Source organism: Blastopirellula marina, assembly GCF_002967765.1.
GTDB lineage: Bacteria > Planctomycetota > Planctomycetia > Pirellulales > Pirellulaceae > Bremerella > Bremerella marina_A.
Genome location: NZ_PUHY01000012.1, coordinates 527,766 through 540,490, shown reverse-complemented (window position 1 = coordinate 540,490; position 12,725 = coordinate 527,766). Strand labels below are relative to the sequence as shown.

Sequence of the window (12,725 nt, the reverse complement as noted above, 5' to 3'; positions counted from 1 at the left end):
CAAACGCTAATCGGCGACCGGTAACCGATCCCAGATCTCGAACCGAGTTGCGTAGAGGTTTTTCTCGTCTGCTGGTATCTCCTCGGACGATTCGAGCTCCCACTCGGCGAAGTTGACCAGTGGAAAATGTGTATCCCCGTCCGGGATCAAGGCATGGACTTTCGTCAGATAAAGTCGCGTCGCCCAGGGAAGTGTTGCTCGGTAGATTTCGGCTCCGCCGACGATAAAAGCCTCGTCCGCTTCTTCACAGGCCGAGATTGCTTCACCAATGGTATGGGCGATCACAGCGCCTTCAACCACATACTCTGGATCGCGCGTCACGATGATTGTGGTCCGACCTGGTAGCAGGCGTCCAATCGACTCGTAGGTCTTGCGTCCCATGATCATGGGATGCCCCATCGTGAGGCTTTTGAACCTCTTTAAATCGCTGGACAAACGCCACGGCATGTCCCCGTCTCGGCCAATGACCCAGTCCTGACTGGCGGCGACAATCATCGAGATTCTCATACGGCAACCGGAGCTGAGATGTGCGGATGCGGCTCATAATTCTGCAGCTCGAAGTCCTCGAACCGAAACGCGAAAAGGTCTTTGACCTCAGGATTGATCTTCATCGTTGGCAAGGGACGTGGATCGCGAGAAAGCTGGAGCTTAGTTTGATCCAAGTGATTCAGGTAAAGATGGGCATCGCCAAAGGTATGCACGAAGTCGCCCGGTTCGAGATCGGTGACCTGAGCAATCATCATCGTCAATAATGCGTACGAAGCAATGTTAAATGGAACTCCTAAGAAGACATCCGCGCTGCGTTGATACAACTGGCACGAAAGCCTACCGTTGGCCACATAGAACTGAAACAGCAAATGGCACGGCGGCAACGCCATGTTCGGCACATCGGCCACATTCCAGGCGGAAACGATCAGCCGCCGTGAATCAGGGTTCGTTTTGATCTGTTGAATCAACTGCGACATCTGGTCGATCGACTCACCGCTAGGTGTGAGCCAGCTTCGCCATTGTTTACCGTAGACTGGGCCAAGGTTGCCTTCTTCATCTGCCCATTCATCCCAGATCGAGACCTTGTTCTCACGAAGGTAGCGAATATTCGTGTCCCCTTGCAGAAACCAGAGCAGCTCGTGAATGATTGACCGCAGATGCAGCTTCTTGGTTGTGACTGCGGGGAATCCCTGGGAAAGATCAAAACGCATTTGATGACCAAACACGCTGAGCGTGCCGGTACCGGTTCGATCGTGCTTCTCGGCGCCTTCGTTTAGGATGCGCCGCATTAGGTCGAGATATTGCTGCATCGTCGGAAACTGATTAGGAGGCCAAGGAACGTGACTTATTAGACGACCGCCGACTCACACTGACGCATATAGGCGATACTGTCTTTTACCAGCGATTCAATACCAGGCTCGTAGTCGAATACCTCGACCGAAACCCATCCGTCGTAGCCAACTTCTTTTAAGGACTGGAAGATAGGGACGAAATCGACGTCACCCATGCCTGGGCCGCGTTTGTTTGGATCGTTTGCGTGAAAGTGCGCGATATTCGGGGCCGTTTCTCGAATGATTTGCGGAATCGGTTTTTCTTCGGCCGACATGGCTTTGACGTCGAGATGGATTTTGCAGTTGGGAGAATCAATCAGATCCATTAACTCCATCCCCTTCTCGGCCGTATTTAAGAAATCACCTTCAGCAGGACCGAGTGGCTCGAGAGCTAGAGTTATATCGCACTGTTCTAAGGTGGGCATCGCACGTCGAATGCAATCGGCCGCCAAACGCATCGCTTCCGATTCGCTGACACCCGGCAGCAGGTTCCGCTGCTGGGGGCTTCCAAGCACCATGATGCTGCCCCCCAGATCACGACAAAGACGGGCCAGCTCGCAGAAGTAGTCACTCGTGCGCCGACGGACGTCGTCATCGGGCGTGGTCAGGTAGAAACCCTCAGTCTTCGCTAACAGCCAGTGCAGACCCACGACTTCCAGTTCCGCATCGACGATTTCTTCGCGGATCTTACCTCGCATCTTGTCCGTCACATCGTAGGCCGTTGAGGCTAGCGTGAAAGGCGCGATTTCAATCGCATCGTAGCCAGCTTCTTTGGCATGCGACAAGGCGTTTTCAAACGGCCAGTCTTGGTAGGTCTCGTTACAAATTGCGTAGCGGAACATAGATATCTCAAAGGCGCTGTCTCTTGGGGTGAGAGAAAGCTAGGTTGAGCGTCGAAAGCCAGGCAAGCGAACAGGATCGAAGATCGTTTGCTCCTCAGATAGCTCGCTCAGCCAACAAGCACGGAATGCGAACCATACGTTCTATGCCAATCGCGAGTCTGGAACAACCAGCGGATCAAAGGGCTTCCTGGAGAATCTTAAGCAGGTCATCACGCGTGGGCGTCCGCGGATTGATGTTCATCAGCCGACTGATGGCGATTGATTTGTCAGCGAATTCGGGCAACATCTCTTCCGTTACGCCAAGCGAGGTCAGCCTCTCAGGGATACCGATAAAGCTTTTCAATTGTTCCACTTCACGAATCGCGACCAAAGCAGCCTCCATATCGCTGCCATGGTCGCCGATCGGATTGAAGAGCTCCGCAATCCGAGCCAGTTTCGCTTCCCGCTTCGGTAGGTTGTAACGCATCACGTACGGCAATAGTAAGCCGTTACCCGCTCCGTGACTGCAATGAACGCGACCCCCGATTGGGTATTCGAGTGCGTGGACTACCGCGACGCCGCAATTCGAAAATGCGAGCCCCGCCAACGACGCTGCCAACGCCATCTTCTCGCGAGCGACCTTGTTTTCTGGTTCGTGCACAGCAGCTGGCAGGTAACGAGCAACCAGGGCAATCGCTTCTTCTGCCATCAGTTCCCCAATCGGTGTGCATCCACTGTACGGGATGGCTTCGCCCGGCTGAGCAGCGATTTCGGCGGCATCTTTGGAGAGATAAGCTTCAACCGCATGGGTCAATGCATCGATACCACTATCTGCAGTGACCTGCTTCGGGCAGGTATAAGTAAGCTCAGGATCGACAAGAGCTAGCGCTGGCCGCATGAATTGGCTGAGAATACTGACCTTCATACTCGATTGACTATCGGTCAGCACAGCCGATTGCGATACTTCGCTTCCGGTACCGGCCGTGGTTGGCATCGCAATCACAGGAATGATTGGGTTTGGTACGTTGTCCCAGCCAAAGAAATCTTGCGGCCGACCTCCGTGCGTTGCGAGGACGGAGGTTACCTTCGCCAGATCGATATTGCTGCCGCCTCCGAGGCCTAAAATAGCATCGGGCTGGAACGTTCTCGCCGTGAGCGCAGCGTTCTCGGCGATCGACAGGTCCGGCTCGGCGGCACTGCCGTCGAAGACTTCGACTTGCACGCCATGCTCGCTCAAGTCGTCGTGCAGCGGCTGTACCAGACCGAGGCCCGCGAGCGTCGAATCGGTAACGATCAACAGCTTGCGATAACCTCGTCGGACCGCGTGTTTGCCAAGTTCGTGCCGAGAACCACAACCGAACGTAAACTGTCCGGCGGAAAAAAAGCTCCAGGAGTCTGCCATAATGCCGCGTGCTGCTTAAGTTTCCTTGGCCATCAATCGTTCGAGGTACTTGGCAACCAAGGTCGCGTCGTCCGATTTGACCAAATGGTCGATCTGTTGTTTGGGAACTTCCAGCTTCTCAAGATGGCCGATAATCCGCTTCCAGACGGTGGCCCGCTTCTTACCTTCTGCCAGGTAGAGCTCGGTGATGTTTTCTTGCAGCTTCTGCGTCGCAATGGCGTCCTTGTTGTCGTAATACCGCTTAATGATATTTTGCTGATGCTTAGTGTAGGACTTGGCCATCCGGACATCCTTTTACGAATCAAGAAACCAAATAAGACCGCAAGCTGGTGCGGCCGAGTATTCATCGTGACAGAGTCGCCGAAGACTGTAAAGCGATCGGCTTTCCGGCCAGCTGAATTCCAGCATTTTTCTCGAATGGTATCACTGCTGGCAAGACATAAATCCGGTGAAAGAACCGCGGATACCGAAGTTTCAACGATCAGCGAAACTTCGATCGAACAGATTTGCCAGATATCAACAGGACTGACGGCTAGTTGTGAGACCGCAATAAGTGGCATGCTGATAATGCAAAAGAAGGTCCCTCTCCTCAGTTCGAAGAGAGGGACGATTCTTTGGGTTACTCGCCGCAGCAAGGACAACGCTCCGGCACAATCACCAACAGCGTCGCGCTGTAGGCCGTTTCGTCGTAGCCTTCTCCTTTCGCTTCCGGCTGCTTCACGTGGGCTACGACCAAATACTGGTCGCCTGTTTTCGGCGTGAAACTCGCCTCTCCTTGCTGGTTCGTTTTTCGTTCATATGTTTCGTCAAAACCCTCTTTCAACGTTTCCCGGCGTGGGATGAACGAAACTCGTGTGTTCGCCAGTGGTTTGCCATGAAACAAAAGCTTCACGGAGATCGGCTTGCCAGGTCCGAGTGGAGCGACCGGATTCTCGGTGGGAACCAGTTCCAGATCATGCCCCAGTGGTTTATTAAAACCGGTCAAGTCGCTGGGGACTTGAGCAAGGCTATCACTGACGATGAAGAAGGTCTTCCCACTTTTAATGCTGCGAACGGGATGTCCGTGGTTTACGACTTGATCGCGCGTGTGCGATACAGCATACAAACCGGCCGTATCCGCCACATACTTCGCATTCCAAAAACCTTCTTTCGGGGCGTAACCTAGGTCGACGGCGACACTGGTCAAATCAAACTGTTTGCCTGACGGAGTGACGACGTCCCAAGTTCCATCAGCTGGGTTGGCTTTGCTCGCCATCTTAAAATCACGATGCTCGTTGCCATGATTTCCGAGTTTCAAATCGATGTAAATGGCATCGCCCGTTCGTACGATCCCCGTATTGGTTTCGACCCACGTATCGTGTGCCGAAGCGGAAACTGCGGTCATTGCAACCATGGCCAACGTAGTAAGTGTTTTTTTCATGATTAAGTCTTTGAGATGTAGTTGAGAGATATGGAGTAAGTCAGTAATTAATATTCGCCAATCACTTCCCCACCACTTCCGCTATAGAGACTGCGGTTCGTGGGCAAGTCGATTGTGTCGCTCAAGAAGCGAACCGAGCCATCGCCGAATAACACCTCGGCTCCGCCAGGGTGGAAGCTGCGGGCTGCGAAATAGCCAGTGAAGTGAGTGACCACATCCGGCGTCCGACTATTGGGGCTTAGGTAGCCATTGGTGGCGGAATTAATTGCCCCGCTGAATGCCCAGGAGGTGCCACGGCCACGTAGTGCTGGGCTTTCGCCACCACGCCAACTGGTGAATTGATTCCAAAAGGAAGCGACATCCGCATTGGCAATCATCCCACTGCCATCCGTATAGCTGCTCCACGGGCTTCCACTTCCTGACATGCCACGTTTTGAACCCATGCTTGTTCCCACGCCACTCGACCCGTTGAGCGTCTTCTGATACGGAAACCTGGGAAGTTGCCCAGCCGCCAATGTCTCGTCGGCACCGACGCTGCGAACGGTTTCGTTCATCAGTGCCGTATTCGAAAGCCCATCGGTCAGATTGGCAAAACGGCAGCCACTCGGTTCGTAGAACGGACCATCGGTCGTCCAACGAAAATCGTAGTTCGTCCCCTTCGCACTACCTATGCTGACCATATAGTTCAAACCACCATAGGTAACTGGACCGCCGCTCGTGGTGACCGTGGTACTTTCTGGAGCCGGATCACTAGGGCAAAGGTAGACGTCGATCTCTGTTGAGAAAGCCGCGATGAACTTGGGATTGGGGATCTTCTCGCTCCAGCTGCCGGTGAATGCGATCTGCGAGAAGTCGAGCAAGTTGTACAGATTGCCTTGCTCGATGTAAGGAAGCAGACGAGCCTGGACCGAGAAGTCCGCGTCGCGTTGGCCAAATCGAGGCAACACTGTATGCGCCGATTCATAATTGTGCATTGCCAGCCCCAATTGCTTGAGATTGTTGGTGCAAGACATCCGCCGAGCTGCCTCACGGGCCTGTTGTACGGCGGGGAGTAATAGTGCGATCAAGACACCGATGATGGCAATCACCACCAGCAACTCGACCAGCGTAAAAGCTTGTCGTTTGTGCATAGTTATTTGGATATTGTTGAGAATGTGTTGTGCGATTCGTGAGAGTGGGGAGCCACACAGCAATAGGGTCACCGCGCAGTTGCTCATTGGGGAGCTTTGCGAAGTCGCCAGGCGCGCAGTAGCGCACTCTCATTCAAAATGTGGCAGAAACACATTAGGCCCGCGGTGGAGGCGGGTCAGGTGCGGCGCGGAAAGAATCAGGCCGCAAAAGATTAGCTGTGGCTAAGGAGTCGTCGGCTATGCAGACAAGGTCGCCGTGCCCTAAGTCCAACTCCAGGACTGGCGAGAAGATCAAAGTAACGCTGGCCAACGCACGACAGCAAAGATCGTTGGTAAGCGAGACAGGAGTGAGTGGTGGTGAATCCTCAACTGGTGAAGTCGGCTCGCACCGATCGGCTTCTGTTCCGAAACACGCCGCTGCCAGCTTGGGTTTCGACTTTGCTTGGCGAGCGGAATGATCGCAGTGATGGTCATGCTCGTGACAGGCAAGTTTCTGCGGTTCGGTCTCACCACAGAATTCTGACGAAGTGTCACGCTCGCGCTCTACGATTTCGTCGAAATAATCGGGCAATTCTACCTTCTGCCTCGCTGCCCAGGCCAGTTTTTCGGCACGAGAGAAGCAGCAACAATGATTCCAGCAATTCCGCGCGTTGCGGCAAGAACACGCATGATCCTGGCACATAAACGGCGTGCTGGTGTCCTTAAAATTCGGCATAGGAATTGATATGCCGCTTCCCCAAGCAAGCATACATCCCAACAGGATAAACGTGACTGCACGTTTTCCGAGAGCGAGCCATCGCCAAAGATGCTTAGGATGCATCCGTTCGGAGGGGTCTTTCAGGGGAGGGAATTAACGATGGAAGCGTTTATCCACCGGGGAAGATTCGATTGTAATATTAGCAACATGTCCTAACAAGTTTCCCAAGTTGACTAGCCGCTCCCCTGGCTTCCCGTTTACGATAAGATGAATAGGAGCACCGGTTTCAGGTGTTTCTGGGCATTTCGTCGGAAATCAGAAGAACGTAAGAACGTGAAGCAAATCATCGCCATTGTGAAGCCCTATTTGGCCGAGAAGGTTCTCGATACCCTGAGTCGGGCACCGCTAGAAGCTTTGAATGTCCGCGAAGTGAAGGGTTTTGGCCGGCAGAAGAACTACCTGGATGAATATAGCGAAAGCGAATACTCCAAGACTTTTCTGCCCAAGATCGAAATCAGCGCCTGGTTAGACGATGCTAGAGTTGAAGAGACATTAAGGAAAATTGTCGCGGTTGCGAGAAGCGGACGTATGGGAGATGGCAAGATCTTTGTGCTTCCCCTCTCCTTCCAAGCCGATATGATCGATATAGCGGAAGTTGAACAACGCGAAACCTGATTCTGCATTAGGTAATGCACCTAATGCACGAGCATAAGGAGTCCGAATCATGCGACACCTGCTCATTGGCCTTTTGGCCCTCCTGTTATTTCTGTTAGTCGCCACCTACGCATCTTCTTACGGCTGGGCCGCGGATCCCGATTTATACGCGATTCCTGACGAGCCGGAGGTCGAAATCCCGTTGCGACCACCTGTTCCGAAACTCGCGCCACGTCGACCCTTTTCGTTGAATACGCTGTACGACGGACGAACTCAACGGGTGGCGATGCCTCGTCAAGACATTGCACTGACCCGAGATGACGAGGATCTTGAAGCACCGACGATTTACGACGAACCGGCAGGCACAAACGTGACTGGTAATATCCGTCGCTGGACGCAAACCGACCGAGGTATCTATGATCCCCTTCGCGGACGCGAACGGTTGTCGATCAATCCAGTGGAACGAGCGTTAACGGAGCAAGGGTACGATGTGGCCGGTAAGCTGCCGATTTTGCCGCAGAAACGCGATGCGCGGATCACCGATGCAGCGGGCAACGTTCTCCCTTCACGAGACCCAGTGCGAAATATGAACGTGCCGATTATCGGCAATCAGCGAACGACGCGAGATATTCTGTCTCGCAATCGCCTTAGTGCCACGGAACGTACACAGCAGCAGCTTTACCGTGGGCCATCCCGACCAGGGATGATCGCCCCACGAGCTCAACAAGAGCGGCTCACTCCTTCCGCACGCGATCTAGGTCGTCGACCTAATTAACGAACTAGGCGAGCTAACCACTTCTGCCAGATCGATTGCGTAATGACTGGTTTCACAGGCGGAAGCCAAGGAATTCGGACGCGACTACGTTGGTCACGTCCACCTGGAAATCCAAGGGCCGTTACCAGACAAGCGTTCGTATCGACTGCATATCTCATCGCTTCCAGCAAGTAATTGATTTCATGGCGCAGCCAATCATCGGACGGAATGTCTTCTTCGATTTCTTCCCATGCCTCCGTCAGGTCGAGCGCTAAACTGGCAACCTCCGTCTCGCCGTGAAACATCGGAGGTCGTAACGGATGCCAAAAGTCAGCGTGCAACGGCTGACCTCCATCGATCGCTTTGCTAAGAAGTGATCCGAGTGGTTGTGTTTCGATCCAATACGCCAGCAAATGCGAAACGGGATTGATCTTGTTTGGCGTGAGGATAGCGTTGGGATCTTCACGAATGCGTTCGATTTGATTCGGCGGAACAACGGCGACCGAGGTAGAATAGGCCATGACTTACCCATTATTTCCGTGTGGGAACGGTGGCGGCAGCCTGACAAAGGCACCTTGATGACTAAGATGCCTGTGGGTGTTTATCGGTTACTATGTAGTTCTGAATCATCTTTGAAAAGCTCGAAAAGTGTGATGAAACGCCTCGTCTCGTTCTTTCACATCCTGCCACACAGGACTGCTGTGAACGATTGATTTGGCTTCGCTCAACGAGATCGATGGGAAGGCTCGTAGAGCCTTGATGGTATCGATCTTTGACGCTCCATGAATGCGCAGCATTGCCAGGCATTCTTCAATGTCTTGGTTAGATTCCATCGGACGAGAAGTTCCAGGTTTCCGGTAAGTCGCCGCCGCAAATCGCACAGACGAACCAGTCGTCCTTCACAACGTTGCGTTCGTGACAAGCCGGGCAACGTCGAAAGATAATTTGCTGAGTGAAATGACCTGGGTGGGTTACTGATAGCCGCTCGAAAACCTCCTGGCAAGCTGGCCAAGACTCAGGTTCAGGACAGTAACCCGTCGATTGGTTACTGATCTCGAACACTTCACCCTTCGTTGTCAGGGTGATCTCTCCGGCGCTTCGCACCGGGGCGCCACCCGCACAGGCGACATGCTCCGATTGGCGCGGCGCGAGAAGAAGTTCTCCTTTCAGATCGATGACAAATGTCGCCACCAACTGGTTCGCCTGATCGAGATCTTCCCGATGGTCATGAAACCAGTTAAGAAGCCCTTGCTTGGAGTAGATCGGTACGCCAGGTGGAGAATTATGGGACCTTTCGCGAATCTCTTGCGGGCCGACGTATTCGTAGATGCGAGGCATAACGAAAGCACATCCCCTATCCTGCTCCGGCCGCAGCGAAGATTTGATCGAAGCGGCGACGTGTTTCGCGAGTCATCTGGCGGCATTCTTTCAGCAGTGTGGCTGGGTCCGCGTAGTCCAGCAGGTAAGCCAGCTTGGCGACTTCCAGACGTTCTTCCGGAAGGTCGTGCCGGGCCGTTGTATTCATCAATCGCAAGCGGGCTTCGACCATACGCAGGAATTCGTAGGCTTTGACAAAGTGGTCGTGATCCTCCTTGGCAAGGTAACCCTTTTCGTAAAGCAGCCGAAGTCCATCCAGCGTGTTGGGAACTAAGATCTCTGGACTTTCAGACAGATGCTTCATCTGTAGCATCTGAACCACGAACTCGATGTCGACTGTTCCACCAGGTCCTCGTTTGATGTTATTTTTCGAGGCGGTCTCTTCCATGCGAGCTCGCATCTTGCGAATCTCGTCGGCGTCCGATGTCTTCCAGGGTTGGCAAGTGATCGCTTCGCGAATGGTTTTGTTAGCCGACTCGCAGCCATCGGCTGAGCCGAATATTGGGCGGGCTTTGGTAAGCGCCTGGCGCTCCCATAACTCCCCCTGCCCTTTGGCGTGATAGTTGTAGAGATCTTCCAGGGTAACGGCCATCGGCCCGCTCTTGCCGGTTGGGCGAAGACGAGGATCAAGTTCGTACAGTCGTCCGTAGGGGCCGAGTTCGTTCACGCTTTTGATGATGCGCTGTCCCAATTGGCCGAAGAAATGTTGGTTCGTGGTGCTACTTCCTCCACGGCTCCGCGCATCGAGAACCGTGTGGCCATTTCCCTCGTAAACGAAGATGATGTCGAGATCGCTGTGATAGTTCGGCTCAGCGCCGCCGATCTTGCCCAAGCCCAAAATAATCAAGTCGCACGGTTTGCCATCGGCCAAGCGAGGCTCACCAAAGCGAGCAACCAGTTGCCGATACTCGCGGAACACGATTTGGTGCAAGCACACCTCCGCAACGTCCGAAAGTGTTTGCAAGCGTCCGCCGAGATCTTTCTTGCCAAGCGTATCGAGGACACCCACTCGCAAGTGCATCAGATTCTTAAAGCTATGCAGGATCGGCATGATGTCTTCCGCACCACGGCACAATTCCAATAGCATCTCTTCGAGAGAACGCCGGCTTGGAAGGCGATCGAGCATTAGCGAGTCCATTAACTCGTCGATCATCCCTGGGTTACTGATGAGCACGTTCGACAGGTAAGGGCTCCCAGCACATAAGCGGACGTATAAATGCAACGTGGCTGGATTGGCACTGAATAGCTCCCACAGTACTTCCTTGCCACCCAAGGAATCGCTGACCTGAGATAGGTTGACCAAGGTCGAGTCGGGATCCGGCGTTTGCGAGATCGCTTCCAAAAGCTGAGGTGCGATCGCTGCGAGAAAGTGACGACAGCGACGCGTTGATAGGAAACGAACGCGTTCCCGCGTGAGGGCCATTAAGTTTTCGTACGCGGTCTTCGGATCGTGGAAGCCGAAGTCGGAAAGGACTTCGTCGATGGAGTCCGCGGTCGGTTCGGGGTCGAGCACGAGGTCGACCGAAGGAGCGGTAATTTCTTCGTCAGGGAAGGCGTCGTGCAGTAGGTGATCGAGAATCTTCCGGTTGATTTCGGTCTTCTCCGCGAAGTCGGCTTGGAATTGGTCTAGCGCGGCGTCCTGCGGGCTATCGCTGTAACCCATTCGTAGTGCCAGCTTAGTCCGCTCGTGTGGATCAGGCGGCAGCGAATGCGTCTGCAGATCGAACATGATTTGCAAACGATGTTCAAGCTTGCGAAGAAAACTATAGTTGTCTTTCAGGATGGTCCGCTCTTGCAGAGTTAGGCAGCCAACTTCTTCCAGCGTGCGAATTCCTTCCAGCGTGTTTTGCGTGCGGATTTGCGGAAGGTCGCCACCGTTGAGCAGTTGAAGGAACTGAATGACGAATTCGATATCACGGATGCCGCCATGACCGGTCTTCACGTTAGCATCGGCCGCACCAGCTGCCGTGGCGCGCTTCTCAATTCGACGCTTGAGCGCCTTGATTCCGGTGATGTCAGCACGGCTCAAGTAACGCTGGTAGATCCATGGTTCCAGCTTCTGCAGGAACTCGTCTCCGAGCGCCGTATCGCCCGCACAGGTACGTGCTTTGACGAACGCTTGTCGTTCCCAAGTACGTCCCATGATGTCGTAGTAATGCAGTGCCCCTTCCAAGCTGTTGATCAACGGGCCATGGCTTCCTTCAGGGCGTAGTCGCATGTCGATTCGATAAGGTGTCCCTAGTTCGGTTGGCTCCGTCAACAGCTTCATCAGACGCTGGCCGACTCGCTCGAAGTATTCCTTGTTGGTAATCGACTTTTCACCGTCGGTGTTGCCATCTCCGTCGTAGAGAAACATCAGATCGATGTCGCTTGAGTAGTTCAACTCGGAACCACCAAGCTTACCCAACGCCAGCACCGTGAATCGGGGCGAACCGGAGCGTCCGTTGCGACTACTGCGCGCGGCAGGTTTACCAAAGCGGAGAGAGACCAATTTGAAAGCGGCTTGAACGGCTGCTTCGATCAGAGCATCGGCCAGGAAAGAAATCTGCCGAGTAACAGTCTCAATGTTTTGATTGCAGATCAAGTCGCCGTAAGCAATACGCAAGGTCTCGCGGCGTTTGTAACGACGTAGCGCCTTCATAATCGCTTGCTCTTCATGCAGGGCATTCACTTCGGCCACGATTTCGTCGACGAGGTACTGGCGTGCTGCCGGTTGGCCATCGGTGATGCGAACGAGCTCGAAGCTTTCCGGATCGGTGACAATTTGATCGCTCAGGCTTTGACTCGTGCTGAAGATGCGAACCAACGTATTCAGCGAGGAAGCATCACGTTCGAAGGTTGCCGCCAGGCTCAGCGGACTTCGACTGCGAGTGAACAACCGTTCCAGATTGTTCAAAGCCATATCCGGGTCACTACAGCCAGGCAAGGCTTCGGCCAGTTTGCTGCACAAGAACGCTTGCAGATCAAGCGGCAAGTTCAGACGGACGAAACTGTTTAAGTTTTCACGTCCGCGCGCCACGTCGACAATTTTCAGTTGCGAAAGCCACTCGCTTGCTTCCGAGGAATTTTCGGCAAGCTTCGTGAAGTCAGATACGGTCATAATGAATCGAAGAGCGGCGTTTAAGTTGTAGACCGAGTCCCCAGCTGGCGG

The 12,725-nt window shown here is 53.8% G+C and carries 13 protein-coding genes; 2 read left to right on the top strand and 11 right to left on the bottom strand.

The genetic code is table 11. From position 1 onward, the window contains the following. Positions 1-6: 6 nt before the first annotated feature. The 8 genes from C5Y83_RS18575 to C5Y83_RS18540 all read right to left on the bottom strand — a co-directional run bounded on the left by C5Y83_RS18575 (position 7) and on the right by C5Y83_RS18540 (position 6,663). Complete coding sequence (locus C5Y83_RS18575; RefSeq protein WP_105331251.1) at positions 7-507, bottom strand: dihydrofolate reductase; 501 nt, start codon at positions 505-507, stop codon at positions 7-9. Further along, positions 504-1,298: a thymidylate synthase gene (locus tag C5Y83_RS18570; RefSeq protein ID WP_105331250.1), complete on the bottom strand. Its 795-nt coding sequence runs from the start codon at positions 1,296-1,298 to the stop codon at positions 504-506. Before C5Y83_RS18570 ends, C5Y83_RS18575 begins: the two co-directional genes overlap by 4 nt. A 38-nt stretch (positions 1,299-1,336) precedes the next feature. Beyond that, positions 1,337-2,161, bottom strand: a complete 825-nt coding sequence (locus C5Y83_RS18565; RefSeq protein ID WP_105331249.1) for a sugar phosphate isomerase/epimerase family protein — start codon at positions 2,159-2,161, stop codon at positions 1,337-1,339. 175 nt (positions 2,162-2,336) lie between these two features. Further along, positions 2,337-3,542 carry an iron-containing alcohol dehydrogenase gene (locus C5Y83_RS18560; protein WP_105331248.1) on the bottom strand — a complete coding sequence of 402 codons (1,206 nt, stop codon included), beginning with the start codon at positions 3,540-3,542 and terminating at the stop codon, positions 2,337-2,339. 15 nt (positions 3,543-3,557) lie between these two features. Beyond that, a complete protein-coding gene (locus C5Y83_RS18555; RefSeq protein ID WP_105331247.1) occupies positions 3,558-3,824 on the bottom strand; it encodes a hypothetical protein in 267 nt (88 codons plus the stop codon). Between the two features lie 337 nt (positions 3,825-4,161). Further along, positions 4,162-4,962, bottom strand: coding sequence for a DUF4198 domain-containing protein (locus C5Y83_RS18550; protein WP_105331246.1), 801 nt, complete (start codon positions 4,960-4,962; stop codon positions 4,162-4,164). Positions 4,963-5,009: 47 nt separating this feature from the next. Continuing rightward, a complete protein-coding gene (locus C5Y83_RS18545) occupies positions 5,010-6,092 on the bottom strand; it encodes a DUF1559 domain-containing protein (RefSeq protein WP_105331245.1) in 1,083 nt (360 codons plus the stop codon). 154 nt (positions 6,093-6,246) lie between these two features. After that, entirely contained in the window at positions 6,247-6,663 is a 417-nt protein-coding gene (locus C5Y83_RS18540) for a hypothetical protein (RefSeq protein WP_105331244.1), read from the bottom strand. A 459-nt stretch (positions 6,664-7,122) separates the two neighbouring features. Here C5Y83_RS18540 and C5Y83_RS18535 point away from each other — a divergent pair, with 459 nt between their 5' ends. Together C5Y83_RS18535 and C5Y83_RS18530 are read left to right on the top strand one after the other, a co-directional pair. Further along, a complete protein-coding gene (locus C5Y83_RS18535; RefSeq protein WP_105331908.1) occupies positions 7,123-7,464 on the top strand; it encodes a P-II family nitrogen regulator in 342 nt (113 codons plus the stop codon). Between the two features lie 49 nt (positions 7,465-7,513). Next, positions 7,514-8,218: a hypothetical protein gene (locus C5Y83_RS18530; RefSeq protein ID WP_105331243.1), complete on the top strand. Its 705-nt coding sequence runs from the start codon at positions 7,514-7,516 to the stop codon at positions 8,216-8,218. On the opposite strand, the gene C5Y83_RS18525 is transcribed toward C5Y83_RS18530, so the two are convergent. From C5Y83_RS18525 to glnE, 3 genes are all read right to left on the bottom strand, one after another. Further along, complete coding sequence (locus tag C5Y83_RS18525; RefSeq protein WP_105331242.1) at positions 8,215-8,718, bottom strand: hypothetical protein; 504 nt, start codon at positions 8,716-8,718, stop codon at positions 8,215-8,217. The genes C5Y83_RS18530 and C5Y83_RS18525 overlap by 4 nt on opposite strands. A 301-nt stretch (positions 8,719-9,019) precedes the next feature. Next, on the bottom strand, positions 9,020-9,535 hold the full coding sequence (locus tag C5Y83_RS18515; RefSeq protein ID WP_105331240.1) for a hypothetical protein: 516 nt from the start codon (positions 9,533-9,535) through the stop codon (positions 9,020-9,022). A 16-nt stretch (positions 9,536-9,551) separates the two neighbouring features. After that, positions 9,552-12,674, bottom strand: a complete 3,123-nt coding sequence (gene glnE / locus C5Y83_RS18510) for a bifunctional [glutamate--ammonia ligase]-adenylyl-L-tyrosine phosphorylase/[glutamate--ammonia-ligase] adenylyltransferase (protein WP_105331239.1) — start codon at positions 12,672-12,674, stop codon at positions 9,552-9,554. Positions 12,675-12,725 lie beyond the last annotated feature (51 nt).